The sequence below is a fragment of the Streptomyces sp. NPDC045968 genome, assembly GCF_056430475.1.
The window spans coordinates 152,036-171,676 of sequence record NZ_JBWKLF010000001.1; the positions used below are offsets into that span (position 1 = coordinate 152,036).

The following is a 19,641-nucleotide window of genomic DNA, read 5'->3' on the forward strand; positions in this document are numbered from 1 at the left end:
CCGATTGCGACGTGGGTCACACGCTCTCGGCCTGCGGTGATCGGCACATGGGTCCTCAGATGCCGAGATCCTTGATGATCTTGGCCACGTGGCCGGTCGCCTTCACGTTGTAGAAGGCGCGCTCCACCGAGCCCTCTTCGTCGACCACGATGGTCGAACGGATGACGCCCGTCACCACTTTGCCGTAGAGCTTCTTCTCGCCGAAGGCGCCGTACGCCTCCAGGGTCTCCTTGGAGGGGTCGGCGACCAGGGTGACCTTGAGGTTTTCCTTCTCGCGGAACTTGGCGAGCTTCTCCGGCTTGTCGGGGGAGACGCCGATGACGTCGTATCCGGCACTGGCCAGGACGTCCAGGTTGTCGGTGAAGTCGCAGGCCTGCTTGGTGCAGCCGGGGGTAAGCGCGGACGGGTAGAAGTAGACGATGACCTTGCGCCCCTTGTGGTCCGCGAGCGAGATCTCGTTGCCGTCGGCGTCGGGAAGGGTGAAGGCCGGGGCGGTGTCGCCGGGCTGGAGTCGCTCGCTCATGGTTCTCCTCAAGTGGCACATCAGGTGTTTGGCACCGAGCGTAATAGGGGTGCCGCCGGGTGTCTGGGCGGTCGAGCTGACAGACTGTCGATGAAGGTTTACCGGACGACGACCACGGAGGCGGCGCAGTGTCGGATGCCAGGACCCCTGCGCAGATCGAGGCGGACATCATCACCAGGCGCGACCAGCTCGCCGTGGTGCTCGATGAGATCGGGGTGCGCATGCACCCGAAGACGATCATGGGTGACGCGAAGGCCAAGGTGGCCGGGACGGTGGACCGGACGGCCGGGCGCGCGTTCGTGGCCGTGAACCGTTCGGTGTCGGACGTGAAGGCGCAGTTCGTTTCGAAGGATGGTTCGCCGCGTCTGGAGCGGGTGATTCCGGCGGCGCTGCTCATGGTCGGCGTCGTGGGCCTGCTCACGGTGTCGGCGCGCCGCAGGAAGTGACGGGCCCCACCCCCTGGGGCGTGTTGCGCGGGTCCGAGCAGGTAGGTTTCGGCTCGTGAGCGACAACACCCACGACGACAAGCTGCCCATCCGGATGCTGCACGACCGCGTGCTGGTCCGGACCGATTCGCCCGAGGGCGAGCGGCGCTCGGGCGGTGGCATTCTGATTCCGGCGACGGCCGCGGTCGGCCGACGGCTGGCGTGGGCCGCGGTGGTGGCGGTCGGCCAGAACGTACGGACGGTGGAGCCGGGTGACCGGGTGCTGTACGACCCCGAGGACCGTGCCGAGGTGGAGGTGCGGGGTGTGGCGTACGTGCTGATGCGGGAGCGGGATCTGCACGCGGTGGCCGCGGACCGTTTCGAGGGTTCGGTGGATTCGACGGGGCTGTATTTGTAGTCCGCATGATCCGCGTGGTCCGCATGTGTGGTCCGCGGTATGGGCAAAGAGCCCGGTGACAGAGCCCGGTGACTGGGGTCACCGGGCTCTTTGTCATTTTTTGCTACGGTGGGGGACCCCGACGAGACGCGCCGTACCGGGCCTTGCAAAGACAACGCACCGTGTTGTTCGCGTGTTTCTCGTCGAAAGGTGCCGTCATGGCCTGGGTCCTGCTGGTTGTCGCCGGTCTGCTCGAAGTGGGCTGGTCGATCGGGATGAAGTACACCGAGGGGTTCACCCGGCTGTGGCCGAGCGTGTTCACGGGCCTCGGGATCGTCGCCAGCATGGTGTTGCTGTCCCATGCGGCGAAGACGCTGCCGATCGGTACGGCGTACGGGGTGTGGGTCGGTATCGGCGCGGCCGGTGCGGCGGTGCTCGGCATGGTGGTGCTGGGCGAGCCCGCCACGGCGGCCCGGATCTTCTTCGTCTGTCTGCTGCTGGTGGCCGTGGTGGGTCTAAAGGCGACCTCGGGTCACTGATTCCGGGGCCTAGTGCTCCTGCGGGCGTGCGCCGTGTGCCCCTTCGAAGAAGCCTCCGGCGTCGCCGGGGGCTTCGCCCGTTTCCGGGGTGTCTCCAGTGCCCTGGGTGTCTCCCGTGTCCGTACCGCCGTCGGTCCCGTCCTGCGTGGATGAGGGGCTGGCTGCGGGGCGGCTGCGGGACGGGGCCGTGGACGGGGTGGGGGAGGCGGCGTCGGACGGTGTCTCGGAGGGGGTGTCCTCGGACTCCTCGGGGTCGGGTTCGGGTTCTTCCTCGGTGGGCGGGGCGGGCTCGTCGGCGCCCTCCTGGAGTTCGAGGTCGAACTCCTGGGGTTCGGCGGTGCCGAGGGCGGCGGCGGTGTAGTCGGCCCAGGTGGCGGCGGGCGGGCCGCCGCCGTTCATCCGGGGCAGGCCGAGGGCTCCGTACAGCGGTGTCTGCGCACCGGTGTCGGGGTCCTGGCCCATGACGGCGACGACGGTCGCGAGGTCGGGGGTGTAGCCGGCGAACCAGGCGGCCTTGTCCTCCTCGGCGGTGCCGGTCTTGCCGGCGGCGGGGCGGTTCGCGGCCTGGGCGGCGGTTCCGGTGCCGTCCTCGACGACGGTCCGGAGCATCGACGTGGTGGTGTCGGCGGCCGTACGGCTGACCGCCTGCTCGGTGTCCTTGACCGGGAGCGTGATGTTCTCGCCGTTCTTGGTGACCTTGTGGACGAGGGTGTACGTGCCGTGTCTGCCGTGGTTGGCGAGGGTGGCGTACGCCTCGGTCATGTCGAGGACGCTGGCGGTGGCGGGGCCGAGTGCGATGGACGGGGACGCGGTGAGGTCGGGGGTGTTCTCGGGGACGCCGAGGCCGATGGCGGTCTCCTTGACCTCCGCGGGCCCGACATCCTCGGCCATCTGGGCGTAGACGGCGTTGACGGACCGGTCGGTGGCGATGCGCACGGTGATGGTGCCGTAGTCGGCGTCGTCCTCGTTGGCGGGGGCGTATCCGGTGGATCCGTCCGGGCCTTCGACCATGCGTTTGTTGGTGCCGTCGTAGAGGGTGTTGGGGGTGATGGCCCGGCCGTCCTGGGTGGTGGAGTCGTTGGCGACGGCGGAGGTGAAGACGAAGGGCTTGAAGGTGGAGCCGACCTGGTAGTCGCGGCGGGTGGCGTTGTTGACGTACTGCCTGGTGTAGTCGACGCCCCCGTACATGGCGACGACCTCGCCGGTGTCCGGGTCGATGGAGGCGCCGCCGACACGGACGTTCCGGTCGACCGGCCGGGTGTCGCTGGTCCGGGACATGACGTTCTTCTCGACGGCGTCGACGAAGGCGTCCTGCTTCTTCTTCTCCAGGGTGGTGGTGATGCGGTAGCCGCCGGTGGCGAGGGTGTTCTCGTCGATGATCTTGTTGCTGGTGAGGTAGTCCTCGGCGGCCTGGACGAGGTATCCGCGCTGTCCGGAGAGCCCGGTGGACGGCTTGGCCTCGCCGGGGACGGGGAAGCGGGTGGTGGCGCGTTCGTCGGCGGTGAGCCAGTCCTCCTTGACCATGCCGTCGAGGACGTAGCTCCAGCGGGCGAGGACGTCGGCCTTGTTCTCGGGGTGGGCGACGACGTCGTACGCGCTGGGGGCGTTCAGGAGGGAGGCGAGGTACGCGCCTTCGGCGGTGGTGAGGGCCTCGGCGTTCTTGCTGTAGTACGCCTGCGAAGCGGCCTGGATGCCGTAGGCGTTGCGCCCGAAGTAGCTGGTGTTGAGGTAGCCCTCGAAGATCTGGTCCTTGCTCTCCTCGCGGTTGAGTTTGACCGCGATGAAGAACTCCTTGGCCTTGCGGACGACGGTCTGTTCCTGGCCGAGGTAGTAGTTCTTGACGTACTGCTGGGTGATGGTCGAGCCGCCCTGCTTGCCCTTGCCGGTGAGGGTGTTCCAGGCGGCGCGGATCATGGCCTTGATGTCGACGGCGCGCTCGGAGTAGAAGTCGCGGTCCTCGGCGGCGAGTACGGCGTGCTGGACGGTGAGAGGGACCCGGTCGAGCCGGACGTTCTCCCGGTTGACCTCGCCGTCGCGGGCGATGACCGTGCCGTCCTTGTAGAGGTACGTGTTGGACTGGGCGGTGGCGCTGGCGTTGGCGGGCGGGATGTCGACGAGCTGGTATCCGGCGATGAAGCCGCCGATGAGGAGGAGCGCGATACCGAGGACGGTGCCGAGGACCACGCGCCAGGTGGGGACGGCGCGGCGCCAACCGGTGCGCTTGGGGCGCTTTTTGCGCCCCTTCTTCTCTTTCGCGCCGGGTGAGCCGGTGGGGAGTGGCCGGCCGTCGGGGTCGCGCGGGGCCCAGTGCTGCTCGTCGCTCATGTCGGTGGGGACTCCTCGGCCTCGGTCAGTCGTCCTATAGTGCCCTTTTTGTATGGATTACTTCCGGATTCCCCCGTGGTGGGCGGTCGCGGCGGTGATAACCGGTCGCGCGGCTGCCCGGCGTGGACTAGGGTCGTGCGCTTTGGTGCCGGGGGGCTTCGGCGCTGCCCGCCGGGTGCCGCGCGGGGGAGGGCCGGGGGAGGCTTGCGGTGCGGTTGTACGCGGTGGTGGCGGCAGGCGGCTTCCGGCGCCATGCCACGTACCGGATCGCGACGGCGGCGGGTGTCTTCACCAACACCGTCTTCGGTTTCATCATGGCGTACACCTACATCGCCCTCTGGGACGAGCGTCCGCAGCTCGGCGGCTACGACATGTCCCAGGCGCTGACGTACGTATGGCTCGGCCAGGCGCTGCTGATGACCTGCGCCATGATGGGCGGCGGTTTCGAGGACGAGCTGATGGAACGCATCCGTACCGGCGACATCGCGGTCGACCTGTACCGGCCCGCGGACCTCCAGCTGTGGTGGCTGGCGGGCGATCTGGGCCGGGCGGCGTTCCATCTCCTGGGGCGCGGCATCGTGCCGATGGTGCTGGGCGCCCTGGCGTTCGATCTGGCGCTGCCCGGCTCGTTCTGGACCTGGCCGGCCTTCCTGCTCTCCGTGCTGCTCGGTGTCGTCGTGAGCTTCGCGGTGCGCTACCTGGTGGCGCTGTCGGCGTTCTGGCTGATGGACGGGGCGGGCGCGATGCAGATCGCGTGGCTGGCCGGCCTGTTCTTCTCCGGGATGCTGCTGCCGCTGAATCTGTTTCCCGGGGCGCTGGGCGAGGTGGCGCGGATGCTGCCGTGGTCCTCGTTGTTGCAGGTCCCCGCCGATGTCTTCCTCGGCAAGCGCACGGGCTGGGGCCTGGTGGAGGCGTACGCCTTCCAGGCCGGCTGGGCCCTGGCGCTGCTGACGGCGGGACGGCTGCTGCAGGTGCTGGCGACCAGGAGGGTGGTGATCCAGGGTGGCTGATCCGGATGTCGCGTTCGAGGACCGGTCCCGGCTGGTCGAGGGAGTCAGGGCCTACGGGCTGATCGTCGCGATGTGGCTGCGCTCCACGATGGCGTACCGCGCGTCGTTCGCGATGACGGCGCTCGGGAACCTGGTGGTGACCGCCTTCGACTTCGTCACGATCATGCTGATGTTCTCCCACGTGGACGCCCTGGGCGGCTACTCGCTGCCGGAGATCTCCCTGCTGTACGGGATGTCGGCCACCGCGTTCGGTCTCGCCGACCTGCTGCTGGGGTCGATGGACCGGGTGGGGCGGCGGGTGCGGGACGGCACGCTGGACACCTTGCTGGTGCGGCCCGTACCGATGCTGGCGCAGGTGGCCGCCGACCGCTTCGCGTTGCGCAGGCTGGGCCGGATCACGCAGGGGCTCCTGGTGCTCGGGTACGCGCTGGTGTCGCTGGACATCGCGTGGACGCCGCTGAAGGTGCTGATGCTGCCGCTGATGGTGCTGAGCGGGGCGGCGATCTTCGGGGCGGTGTTCGTGGCCGGGGCGGCGTTCCAGTTCGTCGCGCAGGACGCCTCCCAGGTGCAGAACGCCTTTACGTACGGCGGGACGACGCTGCTCCAGTACCCGCCGACGATCTTCGCGAAGGATCTGGTGCGCGGGGTGACGTTCGTGGTGCCGCTGGCCTTCGTGAGCTGGTTGCCCGCGCTGTACGTGCTGGACAGGGAGTACCCGTTGGCCCTGCCGGAGTGGGTGGCCTTCCTGCCGCCGGTGGTGGCGGGAGGGTGCTGGGTCCTGGCGGGCCTGGCCTGGAGGGCGGGCCTGCGCGCGTACAGGAGCACGGGCAGCTAGCCGGAATTCCGGGGGCGGCGAGGCACCCGTCGAGCCCGTCCGGCGATCGAGGACAACAGAAGGCGGCGAGACCAGGCATGAGCACGGACACGGACTTCATCGAGCTCGACGGCGTCGAGAAGGTCTTCGACGTACGCCGCAGGACCGGCTTCATGCGCCGCGAGCGCCACGAGGTACGGGCCGTGGACGGCATCAGTTTCCGCGTACCGCGCGGCGAGATGGTCGGCTACATCGGCCCGAACGGTGCGGGCAAGTCGACCACGATCAAGATGCTCACCGGGATTCTCACCCCGAGCGGCGGCCGGCTGCGGGTGGCGGGCATCGACCCCTCCCGGGAGCGTACGAGGCTGGCGCACCGGATCGGTGTGGTCTTCGGTCAGCGCACGTCGCTCTGGTGGGACCTGCCGCTGCGGGACTCGTACCGGCTGATGCACCGGATGTACCGCATCCCCGACAGCCGCTTCCGCGAGAACCTCGACCGGTGCGTCGAACTCCTCGACCTGGGAGAGCTGTTGGAGGTACCCGTACGGCAGCTGTCCCTCGGGCAGCGGATGCGCGGGGACATCGCGGCGGCGCTGCTGCACGATCCGGAGGTGCTGTATCTGGACGAGCCGACGATCGGGCTCGATGTGGTCTCCAAGGCCAAGGTCCGGCAGTTCCTGCGGGACCTGAACGCCGAACGGGCCACGACCGTGCTGCTGACCACGCACGACCTGACCGATATCGAGCAGCTGTGCAAGCGGGTGATGGTGATCGACCACGGGCGGCTGATGTATGACGGGGAGCTCTCCGGACTGCACGAGGTGGGGGAGAGCGAGCGCACGCTGGTGGTCGACCTGGAGCGTGAACTCCCGCCGATCGAGCTGAGGTCGGAGCCTTCGGTACGGGTGGTGAAGGTGGCGGGCCCGCGGCAGTGGCTGGCGTTCCCGGCGTCCGCCTCGGCGGCGCCGCTGGTGGCGCGGATCGCCGCCGACTACCCGATGGTGGACCTCTCGGTGCGGGAGCCGGACATCGAGGCCGTGATCGCGAAGATGTACGAGGCGGGCCCGGCATCCGGTGACTGACGTACGTACGACGGTGTATGCCTTCGCGGGTCGATGACGTGAGCGGGTGCGTTCAATAGGGTGCCCGGTATGACAAGTGAACTGCCGGAGATGCGTGCCTCCGATGCCGAGCGTGACCGGGTCGCCGAGCGGCTGCGCGACGCGGTGGCCGAGGGCCGGCTGGAGATGGACGAGTTCGAGCAGCGGCTCGATGCCGCCTTCAAGGCGCGTACGCACGGGGAGTTGGAGCCGCTCGTCCTGGACCTCCCGGCTCCGGGTACGACCGTGGAGCCCGCTGGTGCGTCGTCGCCGGTCCGGCCGGGCCGGGACGGCAGCTGGCCGGAGCGCATCGGCGGGACCGCCACGTCGAGGGGCGGATTCGCCTTCTGGGGCGGGTTCAACCGCAACGGCCGGTGGACCGTGGGCCGGGTGTTCACCTCCTTCACGATGTGGGGCGGCGGCAACATCGACCTGCGCCAGGCCCGTTTCGAGGACCGTGAGGTCGTCATCCGCTGCTTCACGATCATGGGCGGGACCCAGGTCACCGTCGAGCCCGATGTGAACCTTGAGGTGAGCGGCGTCGGCATCATGGGCGGTTTCGGCGAGCACTCCCCGAAGAGCGAGGAGGCGGAGCCGGTGCCGGACGCCCCGCGGGTGCGGGTCGTGGGGTTCGCGCTGATGGGCGGGGTCGACGTACAGCGCAAGTGGACCAAGGCCAAGCGGCGGAAGCTGGCCGGGGGTTCATGACTCCGCCGGGCGCCCGCCGGGGTCACCGGAGGCCGCCCGCCCGCCGGGGCACCGGAGGCCGCCCGTCAGAGTGCGTCGGACTTGCGCGTGTCCATCAGCTTCCCGAGGTCGATCAGGTTGGCCAGCGCGTGGTAGCCGGTGTCGTTGAGGTGGAGCCGGTCGCCGGAGTCGTACGCGGCGAGGAGGCGGTTCGTCGCGTACGGGTCGCGCACCGCCCGGTCGAAGTCCACGTACGCGTCGAAGATCCCGCCCGCGCGGATCTGCTCGTTGACCGCCAGCCGTACCGCGTTCCGTTCGGGCGTCCACGTCGGGTAGCCCTCGTACGGTGTCAGGGTGGCCCCGATGACCCGCAGCCCCCGGGCGTGCGCCTGCGCGGTCAGGGCGCGGAAGCCGTCGAGGATGCGCTGCGGGTCCGGCTCCTGGGGGGCCTGCTGCACGTCGTTGATGCCGAGCGCGATGATCACGGTCTTCACTCCGGCCACCGACAGCACGTCGCGCTCGAAGCGGCTCGTGCCGCTGGGTCCCCCCAGTGCGTTGGGACCGTCGGTCAGGAGCCGGTTCCCGGCTATGCCCTGGTTGACGATGCCGTAGCGGCCGCGCAGCCGGTCGGAGAGCAGGTCGGGCCAGCGGTTGTTCGCGTCGGTCGTGGAGCCGCTGCCGGCGACGAGTGAGTCACCGATCACGACGACCGAGCCCGGCGCCGTCTTGTTGCGGACGTCGACGGCCGTCAGGTAGCGCCAGTTGGTGGTCCGCCAGGTGCCGCGGTCGTCGGCCAGGTAGGACGACTGGTGGGTGTTCGGGTGGAAGGTGACGGGCCCGGAGGCGCGCGGGGTGCGGAAGCTGACGATCAGGTCCGCGTCGGCGGCCACGGGCACGACGACCGGGTCGCTGAGAACCTGCTTGCCGGCCGGGACGGTGACGGTGGGCGCGCCCCGGAAGGTCACCGGACGGGTGTTGACGGTGACTTGGTCGACGACGAGAGGGCTCGTGCCGAAGAGGTTGGACAGGGTGATGCGGGCCGCGTCGCCGCCGACACTCGTGTGCACGGTGTTGCGGATGGTGCGGCCGGGGAGGCCTTGTTCGGTGCGGGGCTCGGCGCTGACGGCTGCCGCGGTCCAGGTCGCGACCCAGGTACCGGCGGAGGTGGCCGGAGCCGCGGGGGTACGGGCCGCCGCGTGCGGGTCCGGCTCGGGACGCGGCCCCGGCCGGGCGCCGGTCAGGAGCGCCGTACCGAAGGCGATGGCGGCGGCGAGTGCTGCTGTGCCTGCCACGAGGGCGATGAGCAGGGCATAGCTGTGGCGCCTCGGCATGTGCGGTGTGTCTCCTCGTGAAGATCGAACTGGTCCCATGATGCGACAGGCCGACGGGAACTCGACATGCGGCCCGGGAGTAGGTGAGGTAAGGACAATGCGTACGGCACGGGGGCGAGGCGTACGCGGACGGGTGGAACGCATGGAACGGACCGAATCCGGAGCGCACGACGGGCAGGACCCGCCGGTGCGCGTGACCGGGCAGGACGCGGAGCAGGGAGCGGGTACGTGACCGAGACCGGGAAGCAGCCGGGGCGGGCGACGGGGACCGGGAAGCGGCCGGGGCAGGCCGAGGCCGGTCCGGCGGCCGGAGACGATGTGGGTGGCGGGCGGCACTCCGCACCCCTTCCCGTGTTCGCGTACACGGCGGCGGACGAGGAGAAAAGCCGTGGTGTACGCCGTATGAAGACCACCGCCACCGGTCTGCTCCTGCTCGTCGCGCTTGTGTACGTCCTGGCCACCTGGGCGAAGAACGCAGGCGTGGACGGCTGGCCGGGCTACGTCGCGGCGGCCGCCGAGGCGGGCATGGTGGGCGCGATAGCGGACTGGTTCGCCGTCACGGCGCTCTTCCGGCGCCCGCTCGGCCTGCCCATCCCCCACACCGCCATCATTCCCACGAAGAAGGATCAGCTGGGGACGTCACTTGGTTCCTTCGTGGGGGAGAACTTTCTCTCCGGAGAGGTCGTTCGTGACCGAATTCACGCTCTCGGGGTCGGTGCGCGGCTCGGTACGTGGCTGGCGGAGCCGGAACACGCCGACCGGGTCACCGCCGAACTGGCCACGGCCCTGCGCGGCGCGCTGACCGTGCTGCGGGACTCCGACGTCCAGGCGGTCGTCGGGGAGGCGATCACGCGGCGGGCCAACGCGGCGGAGATCGGTCCGGGGCTCGGGCAGATGCTGGAGAAGATCGTCTCCGACGGCGGTCACCGCAAGGTCGTCGACCTGATCTGCGTACGCGCGCACGACTGGCTGGTCCTGCACGGCGACTCGGTGATGGACGCGGTGCAGGGCGGGGCGCCGGGCTGGACACCGAGGTTCGTCGACAAGCGGGTGGGGGAGCGGGTCTACAAGGAACTGCTGCGCTTCGTCACGGAGATGCGGGACATGCCGGGCCATCCGGCACGCGACTCGATCGACACGTTCCTGACGGACTTCGCGGCCGACCTCCAGTCGGACTCGGACACCCGGGCGCGGGTGGAGCGGCTGAAGTCGGAGATCCTGGGGCGCGGTGAGGTCCAGGACGTCATCGCCTCGGCCTGGTCGTCCGTACGCTCGATGATCATCGCGGCCGCGGAGGACGAGCAGAGCGAGCTGCGGCTGCGCGCGAGGGCCTCACTGATGTCGCTGGGCGCCAGGCTCGCGACCGACGACCGGCTGCAGGCCAAGCTGGAGGGCTGGCTGGAGGACGCGGCGGTGTACGTCGTCACGACGTACCGCTCGGAGATCACCTCGCTGATCAGTGACACGGTGGCCGGCTGGGACGCGGATCAGACGTCGAAGAAGATCGAGGCGAACATCGGCCGGGACCTCCAGTTCATCCGGATCAACGGCACGGTGGTGGGCGCGCTGGTGGGCCTGCTGATCTACACGGTGTCGCACGCGGTGGGGGCGTGAGGGGCGCTTGCCCCGCCCGGGCGGGCTTGAGCGATCGGGCCCGCCCGGGGATACGGCTGTACGTACTTAGGCGGCCGCGCGGCGGGTGACCGCCCAGGACGCGGCGGCGACGCCGCCCGCCACCGTGAAGACAGCGGGCCAGGCGCCGATCTTCTTGGCGAGCGGGTGCGAACCGGCGAACGCGGCGACGTAGGCGGCGGTCAGCCCCGCGGCGGCGCGGGGCCCGGCCTGCCGGTTCCACTCGTACGCGGCGAGGGTCCCGGCGGCGGCCAGCGCGACGCCGCCGAGCGGCCGCTTCCTGGTCCACCGGGCGACTCCGTACCCGCCGACGAGCCCGCCGGCCGCCACTGCCGCTGCCGGAACCTTCGCCATTGCCGCCACCTCGTCCTTCATGTCGTCGGGCCCCGCGATCGAGGCCCGACGCGCCGCATCGGGCATGTCCAGGGTCTGATCCAATCGTACGAGGGGGGTCTCCTGCGCATCCGGAGGGGTTGCCGCGCTGAGACGGGCCGGGGCGGCCGCCTTCACGCCCGGCCGGGCCGCGGAGTCAGCCGGCCGCCGGGTACTCCGTGGGGGCCACGGCCGGCCGGTGACCCGGCCAGGCGTTCAGCGCGGTCGCCAGCTGGGCACGCGAACGGACGTCCAGCTTCTGGTAGATGCGGGTCAGGCGGGCCTCGACCGTCTTCACGCTCAGATACAGCTTCGCCGCCGCCTCCTGGTTGCTGGCCCCCTGGCCGACCAGGTGGGCGAGGCGCAGCTCCGCGTCGGTGAGGGAAGGCAGGGCGTTCCCGCGGGCCGGGGACGGTTCGGCCGTACGGGACGGGGTCTCCGTCGTCAGCCCCAGCCACGGGGCCGCCCCCGCCCGCTCGAAAACGGCGGCCGCGGCCTGCAGTGCGCTCTGGGCGGCCGACCGCCTGCGGCGGCGGCGCTCCACGCGGGCGAGCGCGATCAGCGCCCGGCCACGCTCCAGCGGCAGCCCCGCCGCGGCGAAACGTTCGGCGGTCCGGGACAGCAGGCTCGCCGCCTCGTCCGGCTTCCCGGTCGCCGCCAGGTACAGCGCGTAGGCCCGGTCGCAGCCGAGCAGCACCGTCGTGTGGCCGAGGCGTTCCGCGACCGGACGTACGTCGGCGAGCAGGGCCGCGGCCTCCTGCGGGGCGTCGTTCGCCAGCAGCGCTTCGGCCAGCTCCTCGTGCCAGCGCAGCATGGAGGGGTCGACGGTCGACTGGGCGCGTTCGTCGGCCTGCACCCGGCGCAGGGTCTCCAAGGCGCTCGCCACCTCCCCGTTGATCAGTTGGACCCGGCCGAGCGCGTACAGACTCCGGGGCAGGAAGATGCGGTCGCCCTCCTCCCCGGAGGCCTGGATGCTGCGCCGGGCGTAGCTCGCGGCGCGCTCGAAACTGCCGCCCGCGGTCTCCGCGAGGGCCAGCGCGTACCAGGCGGGTCCGGGCGAGAGACCGGCCTCCAGCGTCAGGGCGAGGGACCGCCCGGCGTGTGCGAGCGCCGTCGCGCACTGCCCCCGCCGTGCCTCGACCTCCGCGAGCGTACGGAACAGCTCGATGGCGTCCTCCACCGAGCCGCGGCGCTCGACCAGGGGGAGGAGGGCATGGGCCTGGTCGCGGGCGTCGGTGAGCCGGTCGTCGAACAGAGCGTGGCGGATCGTCAGGATCTGTGCGGCGTTACGGATGCCGAGCGGACGCTCGAACAGTTCCAGTGACCGCGCCTCGGCCAGTACCCGTTCCGCGTCCGGCGAGCCGAGGACGCGGTCCATGCGCGCCTGTACGGTCAGCGCCCTGGCCGCCGTCCTCCGGTCACCCACGGAGCCGGCGAGCGCGGCGGACTCGACGGCGGTGGCCCGGGAGCGTGCGGGGTTGCCGTCGGCCAGGACGTACTTCACCGCCAGCCGGAGCTGGACGGCTGCCCGCAGTGCCGTGTCGCCTTCGGAGTCCTCCATGGCGTGGACATAGAGCTCATCGAGGTTGCTCAGCCCCTGACCTGCGGTGTCCAGCACCGCGAGCCTGACCCGGACGCGGTCGGCCGGGGCGGCGTCCCGGGCGAGGAGATCGGTGGCCGCACGGATGGCCAGGTCGGCGCGGGCCGCACGGGCGGCTTCCTGGGCGGCGTCGACGAGCCGGGCGATCCGCCGCGCACCGTGCTGGAGGGGAGTGGAATCGGCCGCGAGCAGGGCCAGTTCGGCGGCCAGGGCGCTGTTCCCGCGGAGCCGGGCGGTGTCGGCGGCCGCCGCGACCTCGGCGGCCAGCTCCTCGTCGGGAGTGTCCGAGGCCAGGGCCCGGTGCCGTACCGCCTCGACCGGGTCGTCCACCACGCGCGCGAGCGCCGCGTGACCGGCACTGCGCTCGGTCCAGCAGGCGTCGTGCACCAGCGTCGACGGCAGCACACCGGCTGTGAAGCGGACCGTTCCGTCCTCCGTGAGGGAGATCAGGTTCGCCCGCTCCGCGGCGGCGAGGTCGGCCGACGCGGTGGGGCGGCCCGCGCGACGTATCAGCGTCGCCGTCGGGCGCAGCGCCAGCGCGGCCGACAGGAGCGTGGAGCGGACCTCCGGTGAGACGACGCCGAGCAGCTGCCGAGCGATCTCGCGGGCTCGCCCGGACAGCGACAGCGACTCGGCGTGGTGCACCGGAGTGCGCGCGTCGGCGAGGGACCGGCCGACGGCGAGCGCGAGGCGCGGATTGCCGCCGCTGGCCTTGTGGATGCGGCCGGCCATCCGGGACGGCAGCCGGTGATGGATGAGGAGTTCGGCGATCTGGTCGGCGTGCAACGGCGGTACGGACAGGACGTCGGCCTCGGACGGCACCCACAGGGGCTCGGGGCCGTCCGCGTCGGACTGCCGCGTACCGGACTGTCGCGCGCCGGTCTGCGGCACACCGGGGTCCGGGCTGTACGCCGCGGGTGTCTCGACGGCGATCACCCGCAGCGAGGCCGGGGCCAGATGGAGCGCGAAACGCAGGAGGTCGGCACTGGCGGTGTCGATGCGCTGGATGCCGTCGACGACCAACAGGGCGGGGCCGCGCGCGGCGAGAGTCCGCAGGATCTGGGCGAGGGCCAGTCGCAGGGCGATGGGGTCCCAGCCGCCGTCGGGGATGGGCGCCTCGCGGCACAGCATGGCGACGGCTGTTCGCTGCGGGCCCGGCAGCCCTTCGAGAATGCCTGGTCCGCCCGAGCCGCCCGGCTCGTTCTGCGTCCCGGGTGCCGGCCAGGACACGCACGCCGATACGGACGCGACGAGGGCGGCGGCCGCCGCACCCGGTATGTCACGGTCGGTGGGGAGCGTGGGGAGCCACAGCACGGTCTCGCCGCGGGACTCGGTGCGCGCGGCGGCGGCCAGGGCGAGCTCCGTCTTGCCCACCCCGGCAGGGCCGGTGAGCAGGGCACGCCCGCGTGTGTGCAGGACCCGTTCGAGCCGGGCGAGGAGTTCCGCCCGCCCGACCGGCGCAGGGCGGTGGGTCACCGACGTCACGTACCCACCCCCCACCTTCCGGCGTGCGCGAGCCCGCTGCCCGTGCGAGAGCAGAGAATACGAAGTCGGCCGCCGCCGTCCAGGCCCGATGTCGGCATACGGACCGGCCGACTGCGGGGCGCGCCCGCGGAAATTCCCGCGAACACGCCCCTGACCTGCGGTGATGCAGTCCGACGGGTGTCTCAGAAGGTGAGACTCCAGGTGTCGATGTAGCCGGTGTCACCCGATGCCACGTCGCGGACCTGCAGTTTCCAGGTGCCGTTGGCGACCTCGCTCGACGCGTCGACCGTGTACGTCGCGATGACGTTGTCGGCGCCGTCCGAGGACGACGAGGCCTTGAGGTTGCGCACCGTGCCGTCCGGCGCGATCAGGTCGACGACCAGGTCGCCGCGCCAGGTGTGCTTGATGTCCACGTCGACCTTGAGGGCGGCGGGAGCGTTGCCCGTACGACCGGTGACCGGGATCGACGAGGTGACGGTCGAGTTGTCCGTGATCGTCACGTTCGTCGCGTTGCTGAACGTCGTGCCGACCGGGGTGGTACCGGTCACGGCGTTCACGGTCTTGGCCGCGTCGGCGATGCCGGCGCCGCAGCCGCCGGTGCAGGTGCCGGGCAGCGGCCGGGCGTTGCTCTTGATCGCGGACTCGATGTCGGCCGGGGTCAGGGTGCTCTTGGCCGACTTGAGCAGTGCGGCGAGACCGGCGATGTGCGGGGCCGCCATCGACGTGCCCTGATAGGGCTTGTAGTTCTCCACCGACTGCGTGGTGGTGCCGGAGTTCAGCGTCGAGAGGATGCCGTTCTCGGGGGTGGTGATGGTACCCGGCGTGTCGGTCGCGCGGCGGGTCTCGCCGCCGGGCGCGGAGACGTCGATGATGCTGCCGTAGTTCGAGTAGAACGAACGGTTGCCCTCACGGCTGGTGGACGCCACGTTGATGACACCGGCGCAGTTGGCAGGCGTGAAACCGGAGGCGTTGGCGTTGCTGTTGCCGGCCGCGACGACCACGGTGGTGCCGCGCGACACGGCGCCGTTGATGGCGGTCTGGTAGACGCTGGGGCAGGTGGCGCTGGCGCCGCCGAGGCTCATGTTGATGACCTTGGCCGGGTTCGCGTTCACCGCGATGCCCGGGACGGTGCCGCCGGACGCCCAGGTGATGGCGTCGGCGATGTCCGATGAGGAGCCGCCGCACTTGCCGAGCACACGCACGGGCTGGATCTTCGCGTTGTACGCGATGCCCGCGACGCCCTTGCTGTTGTTGGCGGTCGCCCCGATCGTGCCGGCGACGTGCGTGCCGTGCCAGGAGGAGTTGCTCGCCGTGGAGCCGGTGCCGCACTCGCCCGCGGTCGCGTTCCAGTCGCCCTCGTCCTTGGCGTCGCTGTCACGGCCGTTGCCGTCACGGGCGTCCGCGGAGGAGGAGATGAAGTCGTATCCGGAGACGACGTTGGCGGCCAGGTCCGTGTGGGCGGCGTAGCCGGTGTCGATGACGGCGACGGTGACGCCGGTGCCGGTTCCCTTGTCCCAGGCGCCGGGGACGTTCATGCCGCCGGTGGCCTCGAACAGGTCCCACTGCTTGGCGTAGTCGGTGTCGTTCGGGGTGACCGCCATCGCGTAGGCGCGGATGTCGGGCTCCACGGACGCGACGGACGGGTCGGCGCGGAAGGCGTTCATGACTTCGGTGACGTCCGTCCTGGACGTCTCGCCGCCCAGGTCGACCAGGGCGGCGCCGCCGGCGAGGCGGCGCTCGAACGACAGGCTCTCGCCGGTCTCCGCGGCCTTGGCGGCCGCGTCGCTCCTGGCCGCCGCGTTGGAACCGGCCTCGGCGGCCTTGGACTTGTAGGTGACGATGACGTCCTCGACCGGCGCGGTCGGCAGCGCGGTCATGGCCTGCGAAGCCGGAGCCGGCTTCGGCGAGGGTGCCGCCGGGGCAGCGGCGAGGGCCACGGAGGAGGTGGCAACGACACCGGCGATCGTGGCGGTCGCCGCCACGACGGATATGAGTCTCCGCCTGGAACCGTTCAAGGTGTTCCCTTTCAATGACTACTCGTGCGGAGCGCGGCGGTCGGCGCGAGAACCGCGGTGCAGCGTGGGGGCTGCGATCCGCGATCCCTGGGCTGGGTCGCCCGTGCGCCGACGCCGACGCCACGGCCCTGGTCAAGGCCGCCACCGGCGGGACCCATGTTTTACATGCACCTGACAGTTAAGTGTCAGAGGACGGGATCCACCGGTGCGGCAGACAGTAGGGAACGGCGAGATGAACCCGATACGGGGAAAACCCTTGTCCCGGGGCGGGGGTCGTGCGGGGGCGGGGCGGGGGCGGAGGTCGGGGCGCGCTTGCGCGCTCAGGGTGAGGGACTTGCGGATTCTGCGTAGCGTGTGACGCAACGCAGAATCCGCAAGCCACCCCCTGGTTGGAACCGGCCGACGGCTGGGGAGGAGGGGAGCATGGCCGCTGCGACGAAAGCCGATGTCAGGACGCTCGACCGGCTCGCCGGCCGCCAGCGGGGCCTGGCCACGCACCGGCAGCTCCAGGCCGCCGGCCTGGCCAGAAGCACGATCAGGCGCCGCTGCGAACCGGGCGGACCGTGGCAACGGGTGCTGCCGCGGGTGACGTTGATACGGACCGGCGCGCCGGACCCGTACCAGCGGATGCTGGCGGCGGTCCTCTACGCGGCGGAACCGTCCTCCGACCCCCTGTCCGGGGCGACGGCCGTGGTGACGGGCGAGGCGGCGCTGTCGCTCTACCGGGTACGGGGCACGGGCAGCGGCACGGTGGACGTGCTGCTCGACGACGCGCGCAGGATCAGGGACGTGGCGTACGTACGCGTCCGCCGCACCCGCCGCCGGCCACCCAGCCTGCTCTTCGAAGGGGTCCCCTGCGTCCGCAGGCCGCGCGCGGCGGCGGACTTCGTCGCCCGCGAGACCTGCCCGGACCGCGTACGCGCGATCCTGGCCAACGCCGTCCAGGCAGGGCGGTGCGACCCGCGGGACCTCCTCGCCGAACTCCGCGCGGGACACGCCCTGCGCGGCGCACCGGTACGCGCGGCGGCGGAAGAACTCCTCGCGGGCGTCCGCTCGATCGAGGAGGGCCGCGCCCGCGACGTACTCCGGGCAGCCGGAGTCCCGGACGCCCTGTGGAACCCCACCCTGCTCACCCCGGACGGCATCTTCCTGGCGGTCCCGGACGCGTACTGGCCACGCGAGGGGGTCGCCCTGGAGGTCGACTCGGAGGAATTCCACCTGGGCGCGGACGCATACCGAGCCACCCTGCGCCGCCGCCTGAAACTGGAATCCCACGGCATCGAGGTGGTGACGGTGGCCCCGGCCCTGGTACGGGACCACCCGGACGAGGTGGTGGCAGCAGTCCTGGCGAAGCTGCGCTTGGGGGCGGGGCGACGGGAGCCGGTTTTGGTGCGGGTGGGGGTGTAGGGGAAGCTGGTCCTAGCGCCTCAGAGTTGATAGGAACTCTGTCCACGCGCTGGGTTGCACGGCGATGCTTGCCCTCTCGGGGCGCTTCGAGTCACGTACGCAAACGGCGGTGTGCAGGTTGGCCACTTCAACGCACTCAGTGCCGCTTCCACCGCTGTACGACGACTTGAACCAAAGTGCGCGTTCGTTGTCCATCAAAGCTCCCCAATGGCCCGCTCCAGGAGCGCGGCAGACTGATCGATATCCAATGCCTGCGCACGCAGATACTCGAACGCCAACCTATAGCGCGCTAGTTCCTGGGGCTTCTCCATAAAGAGGCCACCGCCGATGATGTCCACGTACACGACGTCGAGTTCGGGCGCTGGGCCGCCGAGGATGACGAAGCTACCGACCGCCGCGGCGTGGGCGCCCGCTTCGAACGGAAGTATCTGAACGGTGATGTGAGGCCGAGCTGCTTGCTCGCTGAGATGCTTCAACTGCTCGCGCATGACGTGGTGTCCACCCACCATGCGCCTGATAACTGCCTCGTCAATGACAGCCCAGATGTGAGGAGGCTCGGCGCGGGCGAGGAGCTCCTGGCGCTTCATGCGGATGTCCACCATGTGGTGGATCTCCTGGTCAGTGCACCTCATCTCCGAGGCGCGGTGCACTGCTTCCGCGTACGCACGTGTCTGAAGAAGGCCTGGCACGTACATGCATGCGTAGTGACCTTCGCTCACCACCTCGTCCTCGAGGGTCAGCATGAGATTCATGGACTCGGGAATCGGGTCAGCGAGGGATCGCCACCAGCCCTGGATACGGGCCCCCTTGGCCAAGTCGACCAGGGATACGCGCTCATCGTCTGATGCGCCGTACTCGCGGCACAGGGCATCGACGGCTGGCCACTTGACCGTGCCTTCCTTCGTCTCGTATCGACTCAACGTCGCCTTAGAGATGCCGACTCGGGCGCCCGCTTCCTCCAATGTGAGGCCCTTGCGCTCACGGAGGCGGCGCAGGTCTGCGCCGAGCTGGCGTCTACGAGTGGTTGGTCCGACTGGCATGGCTGTCCTTCGCGTTGATCCCTCAGAGGGTGCATGGTGTGGAGCTTTCCGAGCAAGGCAGCGCACTCCGGGGGCGCGCGCAAAGGTCCGTGCTCCCACAACTCATAGGTGAGAGTTCCAAAATGAGAGTTTCAATGTCACTGTATTGAGCTGAGCGGACACTCTAGGTAGCCGCTGGTTCAGTGGGAGTAGTGATGGAGATGGATGGATGTCGCTTCGGTGTCGTCAGGAAGGCGTGGGATCTGCCCTTTCTGGCTGAGGCTGAAGAGCTAGCCGGCTTGCGGCGGGTGATGCGGCTGCACCTTGAGCTATGGGGCCTGCCGGGCGTGGTTCACGCTGCGCAGCTCTGCGTTACGGAGCTGGCGGCGAACGTGATCAGGCATGTGGGGCCGGGCACTCCGACCTGCCTGACTGTCTCAATGAGGGGAAGCAGCCTCCGAATCGAAATCAGCGATCCTGATACGCGCACACTTCCCACCCTCGTTCAGGTCGTTGACATGGCCGAGGAAGGACGAGGGCTGGCCCTCGTTGAAAGTATCGCTGAGCGGTGGGGTGTCGTCCTTCGCGGCGCCTCCAAGGTCACTTGGTGTGAACTAGCTACGGGCCTTGGCTCGTCGATCGATCATGTCGGTGGGCCACGGGTGGCGAAGGCGGAAGCCGTGCTGGGCTTCGTTCAGTTGCAGGCGGGGTCAGAGCCTTCCGCGCGCAGTCGGCTGAGTGTGGCAAGAGCAGAGGCGGCGGCGGTTGACCTCATCGCTGACCTGCTGCATTGGTTACGAGCTCACGGCTGCGACCCAGATGACGCGCTGGATCGCGTACGAACCCACGTCGAGGCGGAGTGGGCGGAGGTTGGTTGAGTCGTTTTCAGCCAGGTGGGGACGCTTTTCAGGCGCACGCGCCAGCCAGACGGACGCGGTGATCAAGTACGCGCCACCT

The 19,641-nt window shown here is 70.4% G+C and carries 18 protein-coding genes; 10 read left to right on the top strand and 8 right to left on the bottom strand.

Features of this window, described 5'->3' with window-relative positions:
• Nucleotides 1-55 precede the first annotated feature (55 nt).
• Complete coding sequence (bcp, locus tag AC07FA_RS00645) at nucleotides 56-523, bottom strand: thioredoxin-dependent thiol peroxidase (RefSeq protein WP_479072501.1); 468 nt, start codon at nucleotides 521-523, stop codon at nucleotides 56-58.
• A 128-nt stretch (nucleotides 524-651) separates the two neighbouring features.
• Between bcp and AC07FA_RS00650 the strand changes: the two genes are divergently transcribed.
• The 3 genes from AC07FA_RS00650 to AC07FA_RS00660 all read left to right on the top strand — a co-directional run bounded on the left by AC07FA_RS00650 (nucleotide 652) and on the right by AC07FA_RS00660 (nucleotide 1,884).
• Nucleotides 652-969: a DUF3618 domain-containing protein gene (locus tag AC07FA_RS00650; protein ID WP_479072502.1), complete on the top strand. Its 318-nt coding sequence runs from the start codon at nucleotides 652-654 to the stop codon at nucleotides 967-969.
• A gap of 55 nt (nucleotides 970-1,024) precedes the next feature.
• On the top strand, nucleotides 1,025-1,366 hold the full coding sequence (locus AC07FA_RS00655) for a GroES family chaperonin (RefSeq protein WP_479072503.1): 342 nt from the start codon (nucleotides 1,025-1,027) through the stop codon (nucleotides 1,364-1,366).
• 197 nt (nucleotides 1,367-1,563) lie between these two features.
• Entirely contained in the window at nucleotides 1,564-1,884 is a 321-nt protein-coding gene (locus AC07FA_RS00660; protein WP_406450544.1) for a DMT family transporter, read from the top strand.
• Nucleotides 1,885-1,893: 9 nt separating this feature from the next.
• Here AC07FA_RS00660 and AC07FA_RS00665 read toward each other — a convergent pair whose 3' ends face one another.
• Nucleotides 1,894-4,209 carry a transglycosylase domain-containing protein gene (locus tag AC07FA_RS00665; RefSeq protein WP_479072504.1) on the bottom strand — a complete coding sequence of 772 codons (2,316 nt, stop codon included), beginning with the start codon at nucleotides 4,207-4,209 and terminating at the stop codon, nucleotides 1,894-1,896.
• A gap of 209 nt (nucleotides 4,210-4,418) precedes the next feature.
• On the opposite strand from AC07FA_RS00665, the gene AC07FA_RS00670 reads away from it, so the two are divergent.
• From AC07FA_RS00670 to AC07FA_RS00685, 4 genes are all read left to right on the top strand, one after another.
• Entirely contained in the window at nucleotides 4,419-5,219 is an 801-nt protein-coding gene (locus tag AC07FA_RS00670) for an ABC transporter permease (RefSeq protein ID WP_479072505.1), read from the top strand.
• A complete protein-coding gene (locus AC07FA_RS00675) occupies nucleotides 5,212-6,054 on the top strand; it encodes an ABC transporter permease (protein ID WP_479072506.1) in 843 nt (280 codons plus the stop codon). Before AC07FA_RS00670 ends, AC07FA_RS00675 begins: the two co-directional genes overlap by 8 nt.
• Before the next feature lie 77 nt (nucleotides 6,055-6,131).
• Nucleotides 6,132-7,118 carry an ABC transporter ATP-binding protein gene (locus AC07FA_RS00680; RefSeq protein WP_479072507.1) on the top strand — a complete coding sequence of 329 codons (987 nt, stop codon included), beginning with the start codon at nucleotides 6,132-6,134 and terminating at the stop codon, nucleotides 7,116-7,118.
• Between the two features lie 90 nt (nucleotides 7,119-7,208).
• Nucleotides 7,209-7,844, top strand: a complete 636-nt coding sequence (locus AC07FA_RS00685; RefSeq protein WP_479073402.1) for a DUF1707 SHOCT-like domain-containing protein — start codon at nucleotides 7,209-7,211, stop codon at nucleotides 7,842-7,844.
• Nucleotides 7,845-7,909: 65 nt separating this feature from the next.
• On the opposite strand, the gene AC07FA_RS00690 is transcribed toward AC07FA_RS00685, so the two are convergent.
• Nucleotides 7,910-9,154 carry an SGNH/GDSL hydrolase family protein gene (locus AC07FA_RS00690; RefSeq protein WP_479072508.1) on the bottom strand — a complete coding sequence of 415 codons (1,245 nt, stop codon included), beginning with the start codon at nucleotides 9,152-9,154 and terminating at the stop codon, nucleotides 7,910-7,912.
• Between the two features lie 228 nt (nucleotides 9,155-9,382).
• On the opposite strand from AC07FA_RS00690, the gene AC07FA_RS00695 reads away from it, so the two are divergent.
• The gene (locus AC07FA_RS00695) at nucleotides 9,383-10,768 is read left to right on the top strand and encodes a DUF445 domain-containing protein (protein WP_479072509.1); all 1,386 of its coding nucleotides are present in this window, start codon (nucleotides 9,383-9,385) and stop codon (nucleotides 10,766-10,768) included.
• A gap of 66 nt (nucleotides 10,769-10,834) precedes the next feature.
• Here the strand turns inward: AC07FA_RS00695 and AC07FA_RS00700 are convergent, their stop codons facing one another.
• From AC07FA_RS00700 to AC07FA_RS00710, 3 genes are all read right to left on the bottom strand, one after another.
• Nucleotides 10,835-11,140 carry a hypothetical protein gene (locus tag AC07FA_RS00700; RefSeq protein WP_479073403.1) on the bottom strand — a complete coding sequence of 102 codons (306 nt, stop codon included), beginning with the start codon at nucleotides 11,138-11,140 and terminating at the stop codon, nucleotides 10,835-10,837.
• Nucleotides 11,141-11,315: 175 nt separating this feature from the next.
• A complete protein-coding gene (locus tag AC07FA_RS00705) occupies nucleotides 11,316-14,243 on the bottom strand; it encodes a helix-turn-helix transcriptional regulator (protein WP_479072510.1) in 2,928 nt (975 codons plus the stop codon).
• 182 nt (nucleotides 14,244-14,425) lie between these two features.
• Complete coding sequence (locus AC07FA_RS00710) at nucleotides 14,426-16,225, bottom strand: S8 family peptidase (RefSeq protein ID WP_479072511.1); 1,800 nt, start codon at nucleotides 16,223-16,225, stop codon at nucleotides 14,426-14,428.
• Between the two features lie 456 nt (nucleotides 16,226-16,681).
• Between AC07FA_RS00710 and AC07FA_RS00715 the strand changes: the two genes are divergently transcribed.
• Complete coding sequence (locus AC07FA_RS00715; RefSeq protein ID WP_479072512.1) at nucleotides 16,682-17,665, top strand: hypothetical protein; 984 nt, start codon at nucleotides 16,682-16,684, stop codon at nucleotides 17,663-17,665.
• 12 nt (nucleotides 17,666-17,677) lie between these two features.
• On the opposite strand, the gene AC07FA_RS00720 is transcribed toward AC07FA_RS00715, so the two are convergent.
• Both AC07FA_RS00720 and AC07FA_RS00725 read right to left on the bottom strand, forming a co-directional pair.
• On the bottom strand, nucleotides 17,678-17,860 hold the full coding sequence (locus AC07FA_RS00720; protein ID WP_479072513.1) for a DUF397 domain-containing protein: 183 nt from the start codon (nucleotides 17,858-17,860) through the stop codon (nucleotides 17,678-17,680).
• Nucleotides 17,860-18,705: a helix-turn-helix domain-containing protein gene (locus tag AC07FA_RS00725; RefSeq protein ID WP_479072514.1), complete on the bottom strand. Its 846-nt coding sequence runs from the start codon at nucleotides 18,703-18,705 to the stop codon at nucleotides 17,860-17,862. Before AC07FA_RS00725 ends, AC07FA_RS00720 begins: the two co-directional genes overlap by 1 nt.
• 194 nt (nucleotides 18,706-18,899) lie before the next feature.
• On the opposite strand from AC07FA_RS00725, the gene AC07FA_RS00730 reads away from it, so the two are divergent.
• A complete protein-coding gene (locus AC07FA_RS00730; protein WP_479073404.1) occupies nucleotides 18,900-19,562 on the top strand; it encodes an ATP-binding protein in 663 nt (220 codons plus the stop codon).
• Nucleotides 19,563-19,641: the final 79 nt, after the last annotated feature.

Bases quoted from the DNA above. Each gene is read 5' to 3' on its own strand.
- AC07FA_RS00690 (WP_479072508.1), bottom strand. From the start codon at position 9,154: ATGCCGAGGCGCCACAGCTATGCCCTGCTCATCGCCCTCGTGGCAGGC.
- AC07FA_RS00715 (WP_479072512.1), top strand. From the start codon at position 16,682: ATGGCCGCTGCGACGAAAGCCGATGTCAGGACGCTCGACCGGCTCGCC.
- AC07FA_RS00700 (WP_479073403.1), bottom strand. From the start codon at position 11,140: ATGGCGAAGGTTCCGGCAGCGGCAGTGGCGGCCGGCGGGCTCGTCGGC.
- AC07FA_RS00680 (WP_479072507.1), top strand. From the start codon at position 6,132: ATGAGCACGGACACGGACTTCATCGAGCTCGACGGCGTCGAGAAGGTC.
- AC07FA_RS00685 (WP_479073402.1), top strand. From the start codon at position 7,209: ATGCGTGCCTCCGATGCCGAGCGTGACCGGGTCGCCGAGCGGCTGCGC.
- AC07FA_RS00660 (WP_406450544.1), top strand. From the start codon at position 1,564: ATGGCCTGGGTCCTGCTGGTTGTCGCCGGTCTGCTCGAAGTGGGCTGG.
- AC07FA_RS00665 (WP_479072504.1), bottom strand. From the start codon at position 4,209: ATGAGCGACGAGCAGCACTGGGCCCCGCGCGACCCCGACGGCCGGCCA.
- AC07FA_RS00720 (WP_479072513.1), bottom strand. From the start codon at position 17,860: ATGGACAACGAACGCGCACTTTGGTTCAAGTCGTCGTACAGCGGTGGA.
- AC07FA_RS00730 (WP_479073404.1), top strand. From the start codon at position 18,900: ATGGAGATGGATGGATGTCGCTTCGGTGTCGTCAGGAAGGCGTGGGAT.
- bcp (WP_479072501.1), bottom strand. From the start codon at position 523: ATGAGCGAGCGACTCCAGCCCGGCGACACCGCCCCGGCCTTCACCCTT.
- AC07FA_RS00725 (WP_479072514.1), bottom strand. From the start codon at position 18,705: ATGCCAGTCGGACCAACCACTCGTAGACGCCAGCTCGGCGCAGACCTG.